20 protein-coding genes and 1 other RNA gene are annotated in these 19991 nt (G+C 35.6%); 11 read left to right on the top strand and 10 right to left on the bottom strand.

All coding sequences use genetic code 11. The features are described 5' to 3' along the window. Positions 1–277: 277 nt before the first annotated feature. The 3 genes from ABH942_RS09710 to ABH942_RS09700 all read left to right on the top strand — a co-directional run bounded on the left by ABH942_RS09710 (position 278) and on the right by ABH942_RS09700 (position 3863). Positions 278–781 (top strand): histidine phosphatase family protein, encoded by a 504-nt coding sequence (locus tag ABH942_RS09710; protein ID WP_370031463.1) that lies wholly within the window; start codon positions 278–280, stop codon positions 779–781. Beyond that, on the top strand, positions 765–2903 hold the full coding sequence (ppk1, locus tag ABH942_RS09705) for a polyphosphate kinase 1 (RefSeq protein WP_370031461.1): 2139 nt from the start codon (positions 765–767) through the stop codon (positions 2901–2903). Before ABH942_RS09710 ends, ppk1 begins: the two co-directional genes overlap by 17 nt. A 69-nt stretch (positions 2904–2972) precedes the next feature. After that, on the top strand, positions 2973–3863 hold the full coding sequence (locus tag ABH942_RS09700; RefSeq protein ID WP_139999703.1) for a Ppx/GppA phosphatase family protein: 891 nt from the start codon (positions 2973–2975) through the stop codon (positions 3861–3863). 166 nt (positions 3864–4029) lie between these two features. Here the strand turns inward: ABH942_RS09700 and ABH942_RS09695 are convergent, their stop codons facing one another. Further along, positions 4030–4440, bottom strand: coding sequence for a DNA polymerase III subunit gamma/tau (locus tag ABH942_RS09695; protein WP_370031459.1), 411 nt, complete (start codon positions 4438–4440; stop codon positions 4030–4032). A 16-nt stretch (positions 4441–4456) separates the two neighbouring features. Between ABH942_RS09695 and ABH942_RS09690 the strand changes: the two genes are divergently transcribed. Then, complete coding sequence (locus tag ABH942_RS09690; RefSeq protein ID WP_370031457.1) at positions 4457–4648, top strand: hypothetical protein; 192 nt, start codon at positions 4457–4459, stop codon at positions 4646–4648. A gap of 16 nt (positions 4649–4664) precedes the next feature. Here ABH942_RS09690 and dnaX read toward each other — a convergent pair whose 3' ends face one another. The 4 genes from dnaX to ABH942_RS09670 form a co-directional block, all read right to left on the bottom strand. Then, positions 4665–5750, bottom strand: a complete 1086-nt coding sequence (dnaX, locus tag ABH942_RS09685) for a DNA polymerase III subunit gamma/tau (RefSeq protein ID WP_370031455.1) — start codon at positions 5748–5750, stop codon at positions 4665–4667. Between the two features lie 85 nt (positions 5751–5835). Beyond that, entirely contained in the window at positions 5836–6444 is a 609-nt protein-coding gene (locus ABH942_RS09680; protein ID WP_370031453.1) for a hypothetical protein, read from the bottom strand. 11 nt (positions 6445–6455) lie between these two features. Beyond that, a complete protein-coding gene (locus ABH942_RS09675) occupies positions 6456–7535 on the bottom strand; it encodes a DNA topoisomerase IB (protein WP_370031451.1) in 1080 nt (359 codons plus the stop codon). A 3-nt stretch (positions 7536–7538) separates the two neighbouring features. Further along, on the bottom strand, positions 7539–7847 hold the full coding sequence (locus ABH942_RS09670) for a hypothetical protein (RefSeq protein WP_139999711.1): 309 nt from the start codon (positions 7845–7847) through the stop codon (positions 7539–7541). Between the two features lie 147 nt (positions 7848–7994). On the opposite strand from ABH942_RS09670, the gene rnpB reads away from it, so the two are divergent. After that, positions 7995–8309, top strand: an RNA gene (gene rnpB, locus ABH942_RS09665) — RNase P RNA component class A. Here the strand turns inward: rnpB and ABH942_RS09660 are convergent. Further along, positions 8307–8990 carry a response regulator transcription factor gene (locus ABH942_RS09660; RefSeq protein ID WP_370031531.1) on the bottom strand — a complete coding sequence of 228 codons (684 nt, stop codon included), beginning with the start codon at positions 8988–8990 and terminating at the stop codon, positions 8307–8309. The two genes, rnpB and ABH942_RS09660, sit on opposite strands and share 3 nt — an antisense overlap. A gap of 26 nt (positions 8991–9016) precedes the next feature. Then, complete coding sequence (locus tag ABH942_RS09655) at positions 9017–10396, bottom strand: ATP-binding protein (RefSeq protein ID WP_370031449.1); 1380 nt, start codon at positions 10394–10396, stop codon at positions 9017–9019. A 143-nt stretch (positions 10397–10539) separates the two neighbouring features. Here ABH942_RS09655 and ABH942_RS09650 point away from each other — a divergent pair, with 143 nt between their 5' ends. Both ABH942_RS09650 and ABH942_RS09645 read left to right on the top strand, forming a co-directional pair. Then, on the top strand, positions 10540–11553 hold the full coding sequence (locus tag ABH942_RS09650; protein ID WP_370031447.1) for an alpha/beta hydrolase: 1014 nt from the start codon (positions 10540–10542) through the stop codon (positions 11551–11553). Further along, positions 11543–13633, top strand: a complete 2091-nt coding sequence (locus tag ABH942_RS09645; RefSeq protein ID WP_370031445.1) for an outer membrane beta-barrel protein — start codon at positions 11543–11545, stop codon at positions 13631–13633. The genes ABH942_RS09650 and ABH942_RS09645 overlap by 11 nt, the downstream gene beginning before the upstream one ends. Before the next feature lie 54 nt (positions 13634–13687). On the opposite strand, the gene ABH942_RS09640 is transcribed toward ABH942_RS09645, so the two are convergent. Both ABH942_RS09640 and ABH942_RS09635 read right to left on the bottom strand, forming a co-directional pair. After that, positions 13688–14284, bottom strand: coding sequence for an RsmD family RNA methyltransferase (locus ABH942_RS09640; RefSeq protein WP_370031443.1), 597 nt, complete (start codon positions 14282–14284; stop codon positions 13688–13690). Continuing rightward, entirely contained in the window at positions 14285–15103 is an 819-nt protein-coding gene (locus tag ABH942_RS09635) for a DUF3822 family protein (protein ID WP_370031442.1), read from the bottom strand. A 106-nt stretch (positions 15104–15209) separates the two neighbouring features. Here ABH942_RS09635 and ABH942_RS09630 point away from each other — a divergent pair, with 106 nt between their 5' ends. Next, on the top strand, positions 15210–16631 hold the full coding sequence (locus tag ABH942_RS09630) for an ATP-dependent RecD-like DNA helicase (protein WP_370031440.1): 1422 nt from the start codon (positions 15210–15212) through the stop codon (positions 16629–16631). 127 nt (positions 16632–16758) lie between these two features. Then, the gene (kdsB, locus tag ABH942_RS09625; RefSeq protein ID WP_370031438.1) at positions 16759–17484 is read left to right on the top strand and encodes a 3-deoxy-manno-octulosonate cytidylyltransferase; all 726 of its coding nucleotides are present in this window, start codon (positions 16759–16761) and stop codon (positions 17482–17484) included. 99 nt (positions 17485–17583) lie between these two features. Here the strand turns inward: kdsB and ABH942_RS09620 are convergent, their stop codons facing one another. After that, positions 17584–18186 (bottom strand): spermidine synthase, encoded by a 603-nt coding sequence (locus ABH942_RS09620; protein WP_370031436.1) that lies wholly within the window; start codon positions 18184–18186, stop codon positions 17584–17586. A 118-nt stretch (positions 18187–18304) separates the two neighbouring features. Here ABH942_RS09620 and ABH942_RS09615 point away from each other — a divergent pair, with 118 nt between their 5' ends. Together ABH942_RS09615 and ABH942_RS09610 are read left to right on the top strand one after the other, a co-directional pair. Further along, positions 18305–18856 carry a 1-acyl-sn-glycerol-3-phosphate acyltransferase gene (locus tag ABH942_RS09615; protein ID WP_370031434.1) on the top strand — a complete coding sequence of 184 codons (552 nt, stop codon included), beginning with the start codon at positions 18305–18307 and terminating at the stop codon, positions 18854–18856. A gap of 69 nt (positions 18857–18925) precedes the next feature. Further along, a complete protein-coding gene (locus ABH942_RS09610) occupies positions 18926–19945 on the top strand; it encodes a hypothetical protein (protein ID WP_370031432.1) in 1020 nt (339 codons plus the stop codon). The last annotated feature ends 46 nt before the right edge of the window (positions 19946–19991 follow it).

The following is a 19991-nucleotide window of genomic DNA, read 5'->3' as shown; positions in this document are numbered from 1 at the left end:
TGTTAAAAGGGAAATTTTGCAATCTGACTGACAGAAAACTTCAAAAGGTGGTATTTAAGTTTTGCTATCTAAATTTGCAACTGATGGTAGTCTTTAAAGTTTGTGTTAATAGACTTTTACATAGCGAATGTATGTTAATAAAAATTTAACTTACGGAAATCCGTAGTTTTTTCGATAAAAGTGCCTAAAATGTCTGTGAAGTAAACTTTTTTTTGTAATTTGTTCTAGTAAATAGAGGTGTTTTTAAAGTCTAACTAGTTTTTAAAATTATCATTGTATGAAGAATTTGATATTAATACGACATGGGAAATCAAGTTGGAATGCTCCACTTCTAGATAAAGATCGTCCTTTAGCCAGCAGAGGTATGCAAGATGCTCATATGGTTTCAATGCAGATAGGAAAACACCTTCCTAAGACATTTACTATATTGAGCAGTACGGCGAAAAGGGCATCAGAAACTGCTATCATTTTTGCACAAAATCTTTCTTGTCCAATTGAAAGTATTATTTTTAAAGACGAACTCTATACTTTCGATGAAAGACAGCTCGAAAAATTTATTAAATCATGTAATAATGATTACGACAACGTTATTCTTTTCGGACATAATGATGCTATAACAAATTTTGTTAATAAATTTGGGAACGTTTTTATCGATAATGTTCCTACAACCGGATTTGTTTCTATTAATTTTCAGAGCAATGACTGGCAATCGATCGATAAAGGCAAAACGCAACAAGTGATTTTTCCTAGAGATTTAAAAAAATATGATTCCACCAATTGATTACCGTTATATTGATCGTGAAAAAAGCTGGCTTGCTTTTAATGCCAGAGTTCTACAAGAAGCCGCAGATAAAAATGTACCACTATTAGACAGACTTCGTTTTTTAGGAATCTTTTCCAATAATCTTGATGAGTTTTTCCGTGTTCGATTTGCTGCTATCCGTCGTTTGAGCCATGCAGGTGTTTCCGGAGAAAAACTTTTAGGCGGCATCAGTTCGCAGCAATTAGTTAAGGATATAACAGAAATTGTTATCCAGCAACAGTCTGAAAGCTTAAGGATTTTGAGTATTATTGAAAGCGAGCTTGAAAAAGAAAATATTTTTATTATCAATGAGACCGAAATTTCCCGCGAACAGGAAAATTTTATCAAAGACTTCTTTATTCAAAAAGTAAGCCCGGCATTGGTAACTATTATATTGAATGACTTGGCTGAATTCCCAATTTTAAAGGATACATCAGGATATCTTGCAGTTAAATTGGTTATGACAAAGCCAAAATCAACAACTAAGATTGTTGTTAAAGACACGGTATTAAAAATCAAAAAACCCAAAAAAGACGTGCGTTATGCCGTTATTGAGATACCAAAAACCGTAAACCGATTTGTAGTATTGCCTTCAAGTAATGACAAGCAGTATATCATATTATTGGACGATGTTATTAGATATAATCTTGGCAGCATATTCAATATTTTTGATTATGAAAGCATATCGGCGCATATGATAAAAATTACCAGAGATGCTCAGCTGGATATCGATAGCGACCAAAGCAAGAGCTTGATGGAAAAAATTTCTACCAGTGTGAAAGATCGTCGAATTGGTGAACCGGTACGTTTTGTATATGACCAGTCTATTGAAAAAGATACGTTGAAATTTTTCCTTAATAAAATGGGAATTGACTCAACCGATAGTATCATTCCTGGAGGAAGATATCATAACCGTCGTGATTATATGGATTTTCCAAATCTTGGAAGATACGATCTTTTATATCAGGCAAATGTTCCTTTGCCAGTTGATGGACTAAGTCTGGAAGGAAGTATGCTTGAAAAGATTGCTAAAAAAGATTATCTGGTCAATGCACCTTACCAATCTTTTTCTTATCTGATTAAATTTCTGCGTGAAGCAGCGCTGGATCCTAAAGTGATTTCGATTAAGATTACCTTGTACCGACTTGCCAAAAATTCCCAAATTATTAGTTCCCTGATTAATGCGGCGAAGAACGGTAAAAAAGTAACCGTACAAATTGAATTGCAGGCCCGTTTTGATGAAGCCAGTAACATTTCGTATGCAGAACAGATGCAGACTGAAGGAATTGAATTGATTTTCGGAATAAAAGGATTAAAAGTGCATAGCAAGATATGTGTAATTGAGCGTGTTGAAGAAGGAAAGGTAAAACGCTATGGATTAATCTCAACAGGAAATTTCAACGAATCTACGGCTAAGGTTTATACTGATGTGACTTTATTTACCAGCCATACTAAAATATTAAAAGATGTGGCAAAGATTTTCGATTTCTTCGATATCAATTACCGCGTACATCGTTATAAACATCTGGTTGTTTCGCCACATTATACAAGAACCCGTTTTGAAAAACTGATTGATAGAGAAATTGCCAATGTCAGGGAAGGAAAAGAAGCCCATATCAGTTTAAAAATGAATAGTCTTTCCGATTATGGCATGATTGATAAATTGTATGATGCGAGCAGGGCAGGAGTAAAAATCAGGCTGATTGTAAGAGGAATCTGTTCTTTGATTCCTGGAGTTCCGGGCATGAGCGAGAATATTGAAGCTATCAGTATAGTCGATAATTATTTAGAACATTCCCGTGTTTATATTTTTTATAACGATGGCGATCCGGAAGTTTATATTTCATCGGCAGATTTTATGACCCGAAATCTTGATGAAAGGGTAGAAGTAACCTGCCCGATTTATGATGAGAATATAAAGCAGGAATTGATAGATACGTTCAATATAGGCTGGAAAGGAAATGTAAAAGCAAGGCTTCATTCTGAAAAATTAGACAATCTATATAGAGTACGTAAAGATGATCCTGTTTTCAGAGCTCAACTGGAAACTTATAATTATTACAGAAACAAACTGGAAGTAATTGCTGAAAACTTGAATTAGTTTGTAAATCTGCTGACAGTCTAAAAACGCAGATGTTTTAGGCATCATTTAAAAAAGATAAAAGAATCTATGATTACGATAAGAAAATACGCAGCGATAGACATTGGCTCCAATGCGATGCGCCTGCTGATTGCCAATATTGTTGAACAAAAAGGAAAAGAAACTCAATTTAGCAAAAGCTCCTTGGTTCGTGTCCCTATACGTTTAGGCCAGGATGCCTTTACTGTAGGTGAGATTACAGAAGAAAATATCGAAAGAATGGTGGATGCCATGAAAGCCTTCAAGCTTTTGATGAAAGTGCATAAAGTTGAGAAATATATGGCATGTGCAACATCAGCAATGCGTGAAGCCTATAATGGCAAAGAAGTCGTAGACCTGATTAAGAAAAAAGCCGATATAAAAATCGAGATTATCGATGGAAAAAAAGAAGCTGCAATAATAGCTTCTTCAGACCTGCATCATTTGCTTAAAAACGACCAGACTTATCTTTATGTAGATGTTGGCGGTGGCAGTACGGAATTTTCTCTTTTTACAGAAGGCAAGATAGTCGCTTCCAAATCATTTAAAATTGGAACAGTTCGTTTGCTCAATAATATGGTTAATGATATTGTATGGCAAGAAATTGAGAAATGGATCAAACATATAACAGAAGATTACGAACAGATTAACATGATTGGTTCAGGTGGAAACATCAATAAGGTTTTTAAAATGTCAGGAAAGCTACAGGAAAAACCACTATCCTATATGTATCTGAATTCTCAATATGCCTTCCTAAACGGACTTTCATACGAACAAAGAATAGCAGAGCTAGGTCTTAATGCTGACCGTGCCGACGTAATTATTCCAGCTCTTAAAGTATATCTGAATGCTATGAAATGGAGTGGTGCACGTAATCTTTATGTGCCTAAAATAGGACTTTCAGATGGTATTGTAAAGGCGTTGTATTATAATAAGATTTGAGATTTAAGATGTCAGATTTAGGACATTAGATTTAAGATGTTAGATTTAAGATGTTAGATTTAAGATGTTAGATTTAGGATGTTAGATTTAGGATTTAAGAGCGAAAATCAAAAATCAAAAATTAAATTTAAAAGATTCAAAAAACAAAAATCAAAAATCACAAATCTTAAATGTCCAAGTCGAAAGTTTTTCGTAAAACATCCAGGCTCGGATTAATTTCATTAAGCCTGTTGTATTTGTCCTGAGGAGTAAAGGCAAATTTATTCTCAACGGTTTCATTGACGACAACCTCAATTTGGATTTCGTAATTATGGAGTTTTCCACGCAAATGCCCTAAAAGATGGTGCTTTTCAGATTCAAACTCAATTTTTGATCCTTCATTTGGAAGTTCATGATAAATGGTAGTGCCTTTTAATTTAGGATCATTGATTAATAAAAGCGCTTCCAAAATTTTATAACCTTTATCGCCCAAGCGCTGTGCATATTTATTCCATTGCAACAGCATATCGGTTTCTGTAAAAGGCTCTTTTGGCAATTCGGCTTCATGTCTGATAATAGCGCTGTTTGCTTTTTCCAACTCTCGTTTTGCTCTGATGCTGGAAAGCGACAAAGCTGAAACTTTAGCAACACCTATATCATTGGTAGGTGCTTCAATTTTTGGAGCAGGAGCAGTTTCTTGTTCTGGCTGTTTTTCAATTACAGGAGCAGGTTCAGCAACAACAGGAGGAGTTGCAATCTCAATAATTTCAGGTGATTTTACCGGAATTTCTAGTACTCTTCCGTAGAAGTTATTAGGTGGAATTATATATCCGTCAACTTTTTTTTTTCTCCATCAAAAGTGATAGAGGCAAGCTGCATCAAGCAAAGCTCGACAAGCAGGCGTTGGTTTTGGCTGGATTTGAATTTCAAATCACAATCATTTGCCAGGTCAATTCCTTTTAAAAGAAAATCTTGAGAGGCTTTCTGAGCCTGTAACCCATACATTTTCTGAGCCTGTTCTCCAGCTTCAAGTAAAGCTAAAGTACTAGGCGTTTTTGAAACTAATAAATCTCTGAAATGGGAGGCAAGTCCGGCAATAAAATGATGTCCGTCAAAACCTTTAGAAAGGATTTCATTATAAGCAATCAACAATTCCGGAATTTTGTTTTCCAAAATCAGGTCGGTCATGTTGATATACGTCTCATAATCTAAGACATTCAGGTTTTCGGTTACCGCTAATCGCGTAAGGTTGTTTCCTGAAAAACTGACAACCCTGTCAAAAATAGACAAAGCATCACGCATGGCGCCATCTGCCTTTTGAGCAATAATGTGCAAAGCATCATCTTCAAAAGTAATTCCTTCGCTATTCGCTACATCTGCCAAATGATTTTTGGCATCTTTTACCGTAATTCTTTTGAAATCGAATATTTGGCAGCGGGATAATATCGTTGGTATTATCTTATGCTTTTCTGTAGTTGCCAATATAAAAATGGCATGCTTTGGCGGTTCTTCAAGTGTTTTTAAAAATGCATTGAAAGCTGCCTGTGAAAGCATGTGCACCTCATCAATGATATAAACTTTGTATTGTCCTGTTTGTGGTGGGATACGTACCTGATCGATCAGATTTCTAATATCGTCAACAGAGTTGTTGGATGCAGCATCCAGTTCAAAAACGTTAAAAGCAAAATCTTCGTTAGGATCGTCATAACCTTCCTGGTTAATCTTACGAGCCAGGATTCTGGCACAAGTTGTTTTCCCAACACCGCGAGGTCCGGTAAAAAGTAATGCTTGTGCAAGGTGATTGTTTTCTATGGCATTCAACAAAGTATTTGTAATAGCCTGCTGACCCACAACATCTTTAAATGTTTGCGGACGGTATTTGCGGGCTGATACAACGAAATGTTCCATAGAAATTTGACTGGACGACAAATATAGGTCTAAATTTAAAGATTAAAAAATACTGTTGAAAAGTTTTAAAATTTGTTTTTTAGGACTACAACCGTTCCATATCGGGATGGAAAGTAATGTATTCATCGGCTGCCTTTTTGCCGGTTTCATGGACAATAATACCGATACAGTTTCCCTTTTTGATTTCAAATGCAACTCCGGAATCTATGGCGTCATATATTTCTACAGATTCCCCAACATCTTTGTATTTTCCTGTTATTACGAGTTTGGGATAACTATTTTGAATTGTATTTAAGGTACTTCCCGTTGAAATTCCTTCTTCGGTTTTAAATTCTGGTGAAGTAATACGGATGAGACGGATTACTTTTTCTTTCATTTCTGAATCTTTATAAGTAGTATAAATATTCAATTCGTTTTTCTTACCATCTTTAGAATACCAGCTGCTCCAGGCTTTTCCCATTGCGGCATCAGAAAAATCAGGACGTCCTAAAGAAGCAAGTGTTTCTGCATTTTGTCCCAAATGAGTAAGCCCGATACTTTTCCCTGGAACAATAAGCTGCTTTTCGTCTGTAGTTTTAACCGAAACAGGTTTAGAGACTGTATCTGAAACAGTAGTATTTTCAATAGGTTTCACTTTTTTGTCGGAACAGGAAATAAAGCCTATCCCAAGAAAAAGCCAGATTATTTTTTTCATGATCGTATGGATTATCCTAAAACTTCAGCAATAGTTTCTTTTTTCAAGAGCCTGACCAATGCCTCTTCTTCAGGGTTTAGTTTATTGTTTTTAATATTGGGTTTTACTTTGTAATTCCAAATAGAGCCTTTTTCATAGGAAGCAATAATGGTAGGATGTACATAATATTTTTTGCAGACAGCTCTTGTGTTTCCTAGCTTTTTGGCAACATTATCAATAACTGAAACAATATTTCTTTTGCATTCAGTTAGCGTCATAAACTCGCCAATTTCCTGAAAAGTAAACAGCGCCTGCACACTTCCTGCCCAAACTCTGAAATCTTTTGCCGTAAAGTCTTCCTGCGTAATCTCTTTGAGATAATTATTAATGTCTGCTGATCCAATTGAATGGTGTTTTCCCTCATCATCATAATATTGGAAAAGTTCCTGACCGGGAATTTCTTTGCATTTTTTGACCAAATTGGCCAACTTTCGACTTTGCAGACTTATTTTATGAGAAACACCTTTTTTACCTTTAAAATCAAAGTAAACGGAAGAATTAGAAAACTTCACATGTTTGTCTCGCAATGTTGTTAATCCGAAAGAGCCATATAATTTTTTATAGGCATCATTACCAACGCGGATGTGGGTCAATTCAATAAGTTTTACAACCAAAGCTACCACTTTTTCATAAGGCAGGCCTTTCCGGTTTAAATCTTTTTCAATCTGTTTTCGTATCATTGGAAGGGCATTTGCAAACCGTCTCAATCTGTAAAACTTAGATTGATTCCGGATTTTATTCCAATTCGGGTGATAGCGGTATTGCTTTCTTCCTTTGGCATCAATTCCGGTGACTTGCAAATGCCCATTTTCATAAGGAGAAATCCAAACATTCTCCCAAGCTGGTGGTATAACCAGCTTTTTTATCCTTTCAATTATCGGCTTATCCTTAAGTATTGTATTGTTTTCATCCTTATAGACAAATGCATTGTTTTTGCCTTTTATCCTGTAATAGCCTTTATTAGTTTGAGATGAATATCTCAATCCAACAGATTGTGCTGTTACTTTTGGATTACTGCCAATTTTTTGAAGTTTTGCCTCTAATCGGTTCATGTTTTATTCGGAAGGCTGTCTGCCTTTAATTATGAGTTCATGTAAAGTCTGAGCGGCTTCATCTTCTGAGAAAGACAGGTCGCCGGAAACATAGACTCCTTTTTCACCTTTGTCCGATTTGATACCGTATACAGTGGCTTCATCTCCAGGATCGGTAGCTCCTTCATAACGGTAAATGTGGACAATTTCGAAGCAATCGCCGCAATCTTTAATACGGTCAGCTTCAAGATTAAAATCTACTGTAAATCCTTTTTCTGCCAGCTCTTCCAAGGCTTTGGATACGGTGGCATAATGATACATTTGATGGTCCATGACTTTTCTTTTTAATTGGTTTTTAGTATTTCTAATTTACAATATATATTTCCCTGAAGCTGCTAACGGAATGTTAATTGAATTTATAAGATTATAAGGTAAGGTTACAGATTAATGGAAATCTTGATTAATTGTATTAGTTTTGCAAACGCAGACCGCCTTATCGCCGTTTTGAAAAAAAGGGAGGAAAGTCCGGGCACCATAGAGCAACATAGCGGGTAACGCCCGTCACCGGAAGCAATTTCGGGAGGACAAGTGCAACAGAAAGTATGTACAGGTAATGCTGTAGTGAAACCAGGTAAACTCTATGTGGTGAAATACCAAGTATATCGGCTTTTAAGGGCGGCTCGTCCGTTGCCGAAGGGTAGGTAGATTGAGTTCCGGAGTAATTCGGAATCTAGATAAATGATAAGGGTTTCTTTTTAAGAAATACAGAACCCGGCTTATAGGTCTGCTTTTTTATTGTTTGAGTTTGAACTCCAATCCGATATTACGGATGCTTTCAATGGAGATTTTCGGGTCACCGCCAAAATACTTTCTTAAACGGCTGATAAATACATCCATACTTCGACCGGAAAAAAAATCATCATTTCCCCAGACAGCTTTTAGGATTTCTTCTCGTTTCAATAACTGGTTTTTGTTCTTATAAAGGAAAAAAATCAAGGAACCTTCTTTTTCAGTCACTCTTTGGATGGTATTGCCATTTTTTAATTCCAGGCGTTGCGGATTAAAAATATAACTGCCAATCTGTATTTCTTCTGAAACAGGAAGAGCAGTCTTTTCACTTCTTCTGACTATATTATTTAAACGGAGAACCAACTCGTCAGCTTCAAAAGGTTTAGCAATATAATCATCGGCTCCTAATTTAAGTCCTTTGATTTTATCGTCTTTTAATTTTCGGGCAGTCAGAAAAACAAAAGGAACTTCAGGATTGATCTTTATGATTTTTTCTGCCAATGTGAATCCGTCAATTTTAGGCATCATGACATCAAAAATACAGATGCTGAATTCTTCGTTCTGGAATAGGCTTAATGCTTCTTCACCATCTTTGGCCCAAAAAACCTGAAAATTATGAAGATCCAGATATTGCTTAAGAATCATTGCAAAATCAAAATCATCTTCCGCTAAAAGTACCTTTTTGATAATAGTTGTCACTGTATAAATTCGAATTATCCGTTTGTAATCTGAAGTCTAAGGTCAAAAGTTGCGCCTTTACCCAAATCACTAATGACATGAATACTTCCCTGATGCGCTTTTATGATCTGGTCTACATAATAAAGTCCTAATCCCAATCCTTTGGCATCGTGCAAATCGCCTTGTTCTACACGGTAGAATTTATCAAATAGGAGAGAATGTTTGTTTTTTGAAATACCAATTCCATCATCAGAAATGCTAATAGCAAACTGGCCTTCTTGTAATGAGGCTTTTACCCTAATGTTTTTACAGCCATATTTTACGGCATTTTCTAACACATTGGTTATAGCTGTAGTCAAATGGAACTTATCAAGGTTTATGTTGATCTTTTTAGGGTCAAGCATTTTTTCAATCAAAATGTCAGGATAGGCAATCTGAAAATCGTTGACTATTGAATTTAAAAAATCGGGCATCAATACTTTTTCTTTGTGAAGTTCTATTTCTTCAAATCCCAAAGAATTGGTCATTACCTGGTCGATTAGGTTCTGTAAACGGTTATTTTGGCGAATGATAGTTCCCAACACTGTGTTATACGTCTCATCATTTTCACGGATTTCTTTTCGTTCCAAAATTTTTGTAGAAACGGAGAGTGTTGTGAGTGGTGTTTTGAGCTCATGGGTAATATTATTGATGAAATCAGTCTTGATGTCACTGATTTTCTTTTGTTTGATTAGGGCTTTTATAGCAATTACAAACAGAGTAATCAATGTTAGTATGGAAAAAACGGCAAAAATGAGAATGAGTGCCATTCTTTTAAGTACAATATATTCCCAGTTTTTAATCGAGACATACAAAGTGTCTTCCGTCAGAAGTTTATAATCGGAACTGAGCTCTTGCTTTTTAAAAGAGCCGCTGGTGGTTCCTACATAATTCCGAATCAGGAAAGCATCATCCAGAGAGGCCAGGTCGCCGTAGAGTTTATTTTCAATAAAAGGCTTTTCTGCAAATATGGTGTCCGCTTCTTTTGTAGCGTCATAAATCACGAATTTGTCTAAAACAATAGCAAAATCAATAGTCAGATTTGGTATTTCACTTTCAAATTCTTCCTTTAGTTTTCGGGTAAGTTCGCTTTTAAACTCATTTTGTAGCAGGGCATTTTTGATATGGAAACGCGTGCTTTTATCCCGAATGTAATTTTCTGCCAACTGTTTATATAACAGATCCTTCTTACTGAATATGGTAGAATCGATATCGCTGTAATCGTTTGTGATTTTTGCAATTTTCTCCTTGATTTCAGAACGGAACTGTTCGACTTTATACTCATAAGTCGTCTTGACTAAATAGTACTGTATGGCCGAAAGTACGACCAGAACCAGAGCCGAGAATCCGATTAATAAGTTGATTTTCTTTTTCATACTGACAGATTGCAGAACCAAAAATAAGCGATTTATTCTGAAAAAAAGACATTAACCCAGCATTAACCTAGCATTAACTCTCGCAGTCTGTTTTTAAACCAATTTTGCTACTGACGATATACAAACAATTTCAAATTGCAAAAATGCATACTAAACTAGTACTTATAACCATGTTGCTGTTTTCAAAAATCTATTCCTATTCTCAGAAAATCCCGGAAGATTTCGGCTACAGGCATATTGCCATGAAATACCAGGACGATCCAGTCGATATTATTGTTATCTCTAAAAAAGGTGAAGAAAAGATAGCCAAGCCTATTTTCTTTTTTTGCCAGGGAAGCCTGCCACAACCCGTTGTAAAATATGACGAAAAAGGACTTTACGGGACGTTACCATTTGATGAAAATCCCTTTTTAGAAGCCTATCATATTGTTATTGTGGGAAAACCATTCATACCCATTATTTCTGATGTCAATAAATTGGGGAAAGACTATATGTATTTGAAAGACATAGAAAAGGAAATCCCGCCAAAAGGATATACGGAAAGAAATTATCTGGACTACTATGTATTTCGAAATAACTTCGTTTTAAAGCAGCTGGCTAAAGAACGTTGGGTAAAAAATAAAAAACTGGTAGTAGCCGGACATTCAGAAGGCAGTTCCGTTGCTGCAAAAATGGCTTCAATCAATAAAAAAATCACTCATCTGATTTATTCCGGAGGCAATCCGTACGGAAGGATAATGAATATTTTGGCGCAAAGCAGGAGCTTTGACAGTGATTCTGTCGATGAAGGAAAAAACACGATTGAGCATTGGAAAAAGATTGTGGCGCATTCTAATGATACGAATCTAACCGATGGTGATACGTATAAGACAACTTATAGCTTTTCATTGCCTCAAAAAGAAAACCTGATCCGCTTGAACATTCCGGTATTGGTTTCTTACGGAACCAAAGATTGGTCAGCTCCATTTAACGATTTATTTCAGATTGAAGCCATCCGGGAAAAGAAAGATAATTGTATTTTCAAAAGCTATCTGAATTTAGAACATAATTATTTCCCTATAAATAAAGATGGAACGGTTAACTATGAAATATACAATTGGGATAAAATCGCAGTTGATTGGTTAAACTGGCTCAACAATTCTAACAATGAGGATTAGAATAGTATTGGCTGTAATGCTGCTGGCAAGTTGTTCTTCTTTTGCCCAGGAAACAGAAAATGACACTTTAAATCAAATGGAAGAAGTTGTCATTGAAGGAAATACTAAAACCTTTATTCATAAAAATAGAAATATCAAGATTGATGTAGCGAATTCAATTCACAAGACGGTTTCCAATACTTTGGATCTTTTGTCAAGACTTCCAAAAATCCAAATAAGCCCGGATAGAGAAAAAATCACAGTTACAGGAAAAGGCGAGCCACTAATATATATAGATAACCAGAAAGTCGAAATGAACGATCTGGATGCATTATCTGTTGAAGATATCAAAACGATAGAAATGATTGATAATCCGTCATCAAAATATGAAGCCGAAGGCCGGTCTGTAATATTAATCACCAGAAAGACAAGCAAAAGAGAAGGCTTTCAGTTGGTCTTTACAGAAAATGCTGCCTTTAAAAAGAAGTTTAATAATTATCTGGGACTGAATTCGAGCCTGAAATTAAGCAAAACGGAATTTAAGGCGAGCTTCAATTACAACAGGTTAAATCCGTGGGAAAGCAACGGAAGTGATTATACAATTCCCGCTAAAGCAATTGAATCAAATTACCGGGTTGCAGGCTTTACCAATAGGAATAAATACGTTTATGGTATGGGAGTTTATCATAAGATTAATGAAGAAGAAGATTTTTCATTTACATCAAACGGAACTTTTAAAGACGATGATTTTGACTTTTCTACCAAAACAAACAGCAAAATCGGACAAGAGCAAAACCGCATAAAAACTCTGGGAAAAAGCAAAGAGCACGAAAATTTTATCAATTCATTTTTAAATTATAATAAGAAAATAACCAATTGGGATGCTTCTCTTTTCGCTGGATTGCAATATTCCAATTATAATTCGGAATCATTTACAAGCGCTTTAAATAATTACAATGAAACTACCTACCAACCTTTCCAGCAAACTCAAGATGATTTTAATGTAGATGTTTTTTCTGGACGGATTGATTTTGAAAAGAAATTCAAAAATGAAATGAAGTGGGAGATGGGAGCACAGCATTCTTCAGCCATTGCCCATACAGATTTGGATATTAAAAATTTTGAGCAAGATTTGGCTTCCAATTCAAAGTACAAACTCAAAGAAAAGAATACAGCTGCCTATGCACAATTATCGGGAAGCTTTATGAAGATTTCCTGGATGGCAGGTGCTAGGGTGGAAAACACTAGAATTTTAGGACGCTATGAAGGAGAACCAACTTCAGTAGATAAAAACTACACTACTTTATTTCCGAAAGCTGAGTTGAGTATGCCTATAGACAGTACAAAAACGCTAAACCTGAATTATGGAAGAAGTATTTCCAGACCAGATTATTCGTCTACAAGTCAAGGTATTACTTATATGAATCCGTATTTTGCCTTTGCTACCAATATTAATCTAAATCCATCTATTACGAGTGAATTAGCGGCTAATTTTCAATACAAAGACAAATCGGTGAAGTTTAGCTATTATGAAAACAGCAATGTAATAAACTACGGTTTTCTATATAATGAGGCTCAAAATTTACTGATATACAGACCACAAAATTTTGAAAAAGAAACGGGATACAATCTGGAATTCATATTGCCTTTTAGCAGTAGTTTCTGGACATCAAACAATACGGTCAGCCTTATTTTAAATAAGATTGAAGATACTTCGGCAGTAATTGGAGATACTAAACCGTATGCTTATTATTATTCCAATCATGTTTTTAAGTTGAAAAATGAATTACAGTTCTCTGTAACAGGTTGGGGATTAACCAACAGAAATGAAGGAGTTTTTCAAAGAAATTCCTATTTCCAATTGGATTTGGCAGCATCAAAGACTTTTTTCAGAAATCTTTCTTGTACGCTCAATTACAACAATGTATTTAGAAACAGAACCTTTACCGAAAATTTTGAAGTCAGCAAAATACGTTCTAATGCTATATTTTTCGTAGATAATTGCGAATTCTCAATAGCAATCCGATATACTTTAGGAAAGATAAAAGACTCTATTTATAAAGAAAAAGAAGTAAACGAAAATTCAGGAAGGATAAAATGATTCCGCAGATTTCCTCATCAATCAAAAAACTCAAAAAACAGTTAAGTCTGCGGATTATCCTTCGTCGTCTTCCGTAATTTCAGCTTCATTTTTCAATTCCTCATCTTCACCGCTATTAATTTCAAAAAATGAAAAAACAGAGCCGCCATAGACTTTCTTGAAAGAAAAATTAATCATATGATCCAGCTTCGTATATTTTGAATGTTCGATAATCATCATACCGTCTTCTTCAAGAAGTTCGTTAGCAAAGATAAGTTCCACCAGTTTTTCAAATGTAGCCTGGTCAAGATCATAAGGAGGATCGGCAAAAATAATGTCGTAAGAAGCCTTACTCTTTTCAACAAATTTAAACACATCGCTTTTGACTCCGGCTATACCAAAATCAAACTCGTCGGCTGTCTGCTTGATGAATTTTACACAGCCAAAATCACCATCGACACTTGTAATAGTCTCGCAGCCGCGTGAAGCAAATTCATAGCTAATGTTACCTGTTCCTGCAAACAGATCTAAAACTTTCAATCCGTTGAAATTGAAATAGTTGTTCAATACATTGAACAGGGCTTCCTTGCTCATGTCTGTTGTTGGACGGACCGGCAGGCCTTTTGGAGGCGAAATTCGTCTTCCTTTATATTTCCCGGATATGATTCTCATTTATGAGTTGAATAAGATAAAATATTTTAAGTTTTCCAGTGTTGAAAAATCATTGTGCTTTTGCGTATGGAATACATTCATCAATGTAATGTTCCTGATATAACGGTACGCAATTTTGAATAGGTCACTTTCTTCTGAAATTTCGCCCAGCAATTGCAATTTGAAGGTTTCAGGATTCAGTTTTAGCTGTTCTGCTGTAAAAAGAATATAGTAGATAAAATCCTCTTTGGTCTGGTATTCAAATGAATTGAACAGCAAAAGTTTTTGGTTTTCTATCACTACAATCTCGAAATGTTCTTTTCCTACATGTACAAATAGTTGCGTTTCTGAAATATTCTTTGAATTTTCCAGAAGTTTCTGGACTAAAATGCTATTTACATGCAGGTAATCAAAACTATCAAACTGGTCAAGCAGATAGTTGTTGAAATTGACATACGGAATGTAGGTATTCACCATATCAAAAGGTTCAAGAACGTCAAAGGCAAAAAAATCAGATTCAAAAACTTTGGTGCTGTATTGCAGATAGCTTCCTAAATAATTTTCATCAAACATCGCTTTTGGTACAAAAGAAGATAGGTTGTTTTCATGGAGAACAACTATTTCGTCATAGGTTGCCGTAAGTTCCTTATGATTCACAAAAGCTTGCCAATAATGGTCTTCCACTTTGATGGACTTTTCAAAATCATTAAAATCGACTTCCTTGACAAACAGAACGGTCTGATTCAAAGTATCAAAACAGCAAAATCGGAATCCGTTCAAAGATACTTGAATGGAAAGTTTCCTGTATTTTTTTTCTGTTATGTTTGTGTTAGCCGACATTGATTTTTCCTGATGTTGGCAAACTTACAATTTTTTGTGGCATAGTCCTCATATTTATAGGGCAAAACTTCTCTTAAATCTATAACTTTACGGCAAATAATAAACCATGAATTCTGCATTTTTCTATAAAACCCTTACCTCGAAGTTTCCGTTCCAACCAACAGTTAAGCAGGATATCTTCTTCCAGAAAATTGCTGAATTTTTAACCAATAGCAAACAGGATGAAATCTTTGTGCTAAAAGGTTATGCCGGAACCGGAAAAACAACGGTAATTTCTACTTTGGTTAACAACCTTACAGAAATTAATAAAAAATATGTGCTTTTGGCGCCAACAGGTCGTGCGGCAAAGGTTATTGCCAATTATTCCCATAAACCGGCGCATACCATCCATAAAAAAATCTACTATCCAAAAACAAAAAGCGGAGGAGTAACCTTTACTACTCAGCAGAACAAACATAAAAATACGATTTTTATCGTTGACGAATCATCTATGATTTCAGATTCAAGCAATGAAACCAGTATGTATGAGAACGGTTCGCTGTTAGATGACCTGATATATTATGTGTATTCCGGAGTTAACTGTAAAATGATTCTTTTGGGTGATACGGCACAGCTGCCACCGGTTAATCTTGATATATCACCAGCTTTGGATATTGATCTGCTGAACAGAAATTATGATATGGAAGTTTCCCATATCGAATTTGATGAAGTAATGCGACAAGAAGAAAATTCCGGTATATTGTTCAATGCGACAGAACTTAGAGAACAATTGGATGAAGACTTTTTTGAAGATTTTAAATTTGATGTAAAACACTTCAAGGATATTGTTCGGCTAACAGACGGTTATGACATTCAAGATGCCATTCACACGGCCTACAGCAATTACGGATTGGAAGACACTGCATTTATTGTGAGGTCTAACAAAAGGGCTAACGCTTACAACCAACAAATCCGAACAAGAATTCTCGATAAGGAAAGCGAACTTTCTACGGGCGACTTCCTCATGATCGTAAAAAATAATTATTTTTGGCTCAAGGATTCTACCGAAACTGATTTTATAGCCAATGGCGATATTGTCGAAGTTATGGAAATCTATAAAATGCAGGAATTGTACGGTTTTAAGTTTGCTACCGTAAAAATACGGATGGTAGATTATCCAAACCAGATACCATTTGAGACGGTCTTGATTTTAGATACTTTGACAAGCGAATCGGCTTCATTGACCTATGATGAGTCAAATCGATTGTATCAGGAAGTAATGCTGGATTATGAAGATGAAAGGACAGCCTACAGAAAATTTCAGAAAGTAAAAGAAAACAGGTATTTCAATGCATTGCAGGTGAAATTTTCATACGCCATGACCTGTCACAAATCACAAGGCGGGCAATGGAATACCGTATTTGTAGAACAGCCTTATTTGCCAAACGGAATCGACAGAGATTACATCCGCTGGTTATACACGGCAATTACAAGAGCTAAAGACAAATTATATTTGATTGGCTTTAAGGATGAAAACTTTGTAGAATAGGTTATAGTGGATAGTTGATAGTTGATAGTGGTTAGTCGATAGTCAGGAATCCTAGATCATAAATCATAAATCTTATATCTCATATCTTAAATCATAGATCAGAAATCTTAAATCAAAAATATTTAAAATGAAAATAATAGCAGTTATTCCGGCGCGCTACGCTTCAACCCGATTTCACGCCAAGCTGATGCAGGATTTGGGAGGAAAAACAGTAATTGCCAGAACTTATGAAGCAGCCGTTTCAACACAGCTTTTTGATGATGTTTTTGTTGCTACGGATTCCCAACTCATTTTTGATGAAATTGTTTCCAATGGAGGTAAAGCCATTATGAGCAAAAAGGAACACGAATCGGGAAGTGACAGAATAGCTGAAGCTGTTGAAGATTTGGATGTTGATATTGTTGTAAATGTGCAAGGTGACGAGCCTTTTATTAATAAAGAACCGCTCGAAAAACTTTTAGAAGTATTTAGAAACGATACCGCACATCAAATCGATCTGGCGTCACTGATGCGTGAAATAAAAGATAAAGAAGAAATTGCAAACCCAAACAATGTAAAGGTAATCGTGGATCAAAGCGGCCTCGCTTTATATTTTTCTCGTTCTGTTATACCGTATCCGAGAGATGAAAATGCCGGTGTACGCTATTTTCAGCATATTGGAATCTATGCTTTTAGAAAACCTGCCTTAATGGATTTCTATAGCCTGCCAATGAAATCACTGGAAGCATCAGAAAAATTAGAACAACTCCGATATCTTGAATATGGCAAGAAAATAAAAATGGTTGAAACCACACATGTTGGAATTGGTATTGATACGGTAGAAGATTTGGAGAAGGCGAGGAAGTTGATTTAGATTTAAGATTTTTGATTTCTGAAACAGTAAAAAAGAATCCGTGTAATTCGTGGCAAAAATGAAATTTAAGATTTCGGATTGATAAAGCCTATTGTCAAATTATTTCTTTTCTATAATAATTAGCTCGTTATAACGCTCAACTCTTGGGATAGTCCGTAAAGTATAGAGTTCTGTATTTATGTTTGACCGGTATTCTTTATTGCGCAGATTGTCTTTGTTAGTAATACACATTGTATTAAAAAGAATAATTCCCTTTTCGTCTAAAAGCTCACAGATGCTTTTCTGGAAAGAATCTTCAAAAAGAAAATCGGGCATTGTTGTATCCTGAAAAATATCGACAATGATCAGTCCGTATTTGTTTTTGTCTTTTAAAACATATTTGGAAGCATCGTCAACAATGATTTCTAAATTAGGAATCTTGTCCAGTCCAAAATAAGAATTGGCAATTTGTAATACTTCAGGATCAATTTCCACTCCTGTAATCTTACCTTTAAACCCTATTTCTTCACTTAAAGTTTTGATTACGCTTCCACCAGCAACTCCAAGAATAAGAATATGTTCTGATTTTAAAACAGTATCAAATCCGATGCTTTCCAAACCTTTTCTAAGAATACGCTGCAAGCTTCCATAAGAGTAGTTGGCATTTTTAGAATCCAATACCAATTCGCCATTAGCCCAGGTAACCTCTAAATTTTTACTCACGGACGATTTCTGCTTATAGATATTGATCGGCAGGAGGTAACTTATTATTTTTTTTAGCACAAAACTTAATTTGCCCAAAAATAAGTATAAATGTTACATTTACAGAAAATAATAAAGCATGAAGCGTATTATTTATAAACTTATCTTTTTCAAAATAATGGGATGGCGCATCAAAGGAACGATGAATCCCGAAATTAAAAAATCTGTTATTATAGTTGTGCCACATACTAGCTGGCATGATTTCTACATAGGGCTTTTTGCCCGTGGCATTATTAATCTCGAAATGAACTATGTCGCCAAAAAGGAACTTTTCAGATTTCCATTCGGAGCTTATTTCCGTTGGATGGGTGGTGCGCCGCTCAATAGAAACTCCCGACAAAATACAGTTGAGGCTATAGCAGAGATTTTTAAAAAGAGAGAAATCTTCAGATTGGCAATTGCTCCGGAAGGAACTCGAAAAAAAGTGTCAGACTGGAAAACAGGCTTTTACTACATTGCATTAAAAGCAGAAGTTCCAATAATTCCTGTTGCGTTTGATTATGCCAAAAAGCAGGTAATACTAAACGATGCATATTATCCAACAGGCGATATCCAAAATGATTTTGCCGAATTGAAAAGCAACTACAAAGGCGTCGTTGGCAGGATTCCGGAAAATAGTTTTGACGGTTAAAATGTCATTTTAAAACCAAGTTTGCTTCTTTCTCGTATCTACTGGTATCAACCTTTAAAGACCATAATTATGAGAAAGAATTTATTTTTAGCAGGAATTTTCTGCAGCACTTTCGGATTTGTCTCGTGTAGCAGTGATGATAATTCAAGCGGAAACCAGGATACACAACGACTTGAATTATTTACCTCAAGCAATACCAGCGGAACAATTACCTATACAGATTTGTTAGCAACAATGCCAATGGCAAGAACTTTTACAATAGGTTCTGTTGATGCTGATGGTATTTATTATTATAATGATCGCGATGAAGTTATTATTGCCTCAAGAACAAACAATCGCCTTGAAGCATATGGTAATTTTCGAAATACGTTACTCTCTCCGGCAACGTCTTTGACAATGACAGCGAGCAGTACTACTGGCGATTTTACTAATGCCAGAGAAATTGCTGTTGATGGAAGCCGGGTAGTTGTTGTGCAGGATCAGGCTGAAATTAATGGAAACGTGAATAAGCTCTTGGTATATCAAAGAACCGCTTCAGGATTTACCCTGGAAAAAACATTTACCATAGGCTTTAAGTTATGGGGAATTGCTATTGAAAATGGAAATTTGTATGCTGTTGTTGATCTTACGGGTGATATAGCAGTTTTTAACTCTTTTTTTTCTAAACCTACGGGAACCTTGGTGCAGGACAAAAGAGTTAGTATTGAAGGGCTAACCCGAACACACGGGATTGCTTATTCAAATGATGATAATGTTATGGTTTTGACCGATGTTGGCCTGGCTACTTCGGCCACAGATGGAGGTATTGTAGTAATTGAGAATTTCAGCACTGTATTTTCTTCAACAGCATCAGGCGGAACCATTTCATTATCAAATCAAAAAAGAATTTACGGACCTAATTCATTGTTAGGGAATCCGGTAGATGTTTCTTATGATAAGCAAGCAAATAAAATTTATATCGCTGAAAGATTGAATGGTGGAGGACAAGTATTGAGTTTTGCATATCCAACAGCACCTCAGGCAGATGCAACACCATTGACAGCAAGATTAGAACCTGGCGTAACCGGAATATACTTAAGAAGGGAATAGTTAGTTTTGTGTTTGTTATTATTGGTTTGGAAAACCTCGGTATGTA

The sequence above is a fragment of the Flavobacterium sp. 28YEA47A genome (genome assembly GCF_041262125.1).
GTDB lineage: Bacteria > Bacteroidota > Bacteroidia > Flavobacteriales > Flavobacteriaceae > Flavobacterium.
The sequence above is the reverse complement of the archived record's forward strand: the minus strand, read 5'-3'. Positions and strand labels throughout refer to the sequence as shown.

Excerpts from the sequence above, each read along its gene's own strand:
- ABH942_RS09680 (WP_370031453.1), bottom strand. The coding sequence starts at position 6,444 with ATGAAAAAAATAATCTGGCTTTTTCTTGGGATAGGCTTTATTTCCTGT.
- ABH942_RS09640 (WP_370031443.1), bottom strand. The coding sequence starts at position 14,284 with ATGAGAATCATATCCGGGAAATATAAAGGAAGACGAATTTCGCCTCCA.
- ABH942_RS09615 (WP_370031434.1), top strand. The coding sequence starts at position 18,305 with ATGAAGCGTATTATTTATAAACTTATCTTTTTCAAAATAATGGGATGG.
- ABH942_RS09630 (WP_370031440.1), top strand. The coding sequence starts at position 15,210 with ATGAATTCTGCATTTTTCTATAAAACCCTTACCTCGAAGTTTCCGTTC.
- ABH942_RS09650 (WP_370031447.1), top strand. The coding sequence starts at position 10,540 with ATGCATACTAAACTAGTACTTATAACCATGTTGCTGTTTTCAAAAATC.
- ABH942_RS09690 (WP_370031457.1), top strand. The coding sequence starts at position 4,457 with ATGCTGGAAAGCGACAAAGCTGAAACTTTAGCAACACCTATATCATTG.
- ABH942_RS09670 (WP_139999711.1), bottom strand. The coding sequence starts at position 7,847 with ATGGACCATCAAATGTATCATTATGCCACCGTATCCAAAGCCTTGGAA.
- dnaX (WP_370031455.1), bottom strand. The coding sequence starts at position 5,750 with ATGGAACATTTCGTTGTATCAGCCCGCAAATACCGTCCGCAAACATTT.
- ppk1 (WP_370031461.1), top strand. The coding sequence starts at position 765 with ATGATTCCACCAATTGATTACCGTTATATTGATCGTGAAAAAAGCTGG.
- kdsB (WP_370031438.1), top strand. The coding sequence starts at position 16,759 with ATGAAAATAATAGCAGTTATTCCGGCGCGCTACGCTTCAACCCGATTT.
- ABH942_RS09675 (WP_370031451.1), bottom strand. The coding sequence starts at position 7,535 with ATGAACCGATTAGAGGCAAAACTTCAAAAAATTGGCAGTAATCCAAAA.
- ABH942_RS09710 (WP_370031463.1), top strand. The coding sequence starts at position 278 with ATGAAGAATTTGATATTAATACGACATGGGAAATCAAGTTGGAATGCT.
- ABH942_RS09700 (WP_139999703.1), top strand. The coding sequence starts at position 2,973 with ATGATTACGATAAGAAAATACGCAGCGATAGACATTGGCTCCAATGCG.
- ABH942_RS09645 (WP_370031445.1), top strand. The coding sequence starts at position 11,543 with ATGAGGATTAGAATAGTATTGGCTGTAATGCTGCTGGCAAGTTGTTCT.
- ABH942_RS09635 (WP_370031442.1), bottom strand. The coding sequence starts at position 15,103 with ATGTCGGCTAACACAAACATAACAGAAAAAAAATACAGGAAACTTTCC.
- ABH942_RS09610 (WP_370031432.1), top strand. The coding sequence starts at position 18,926 with ATGAGAAAGAATTTATTTTTAGCAGGAATTTTCTGCAGCACTTTCGGA.
- ABH942_RS09655 (WP_370031449.1), bottom strand. The coding sequence starts at position 10,396 with ATGAAAAAGAAAATCAACTTATTAATCGGATTCTCGGCTCTGGTTCTG.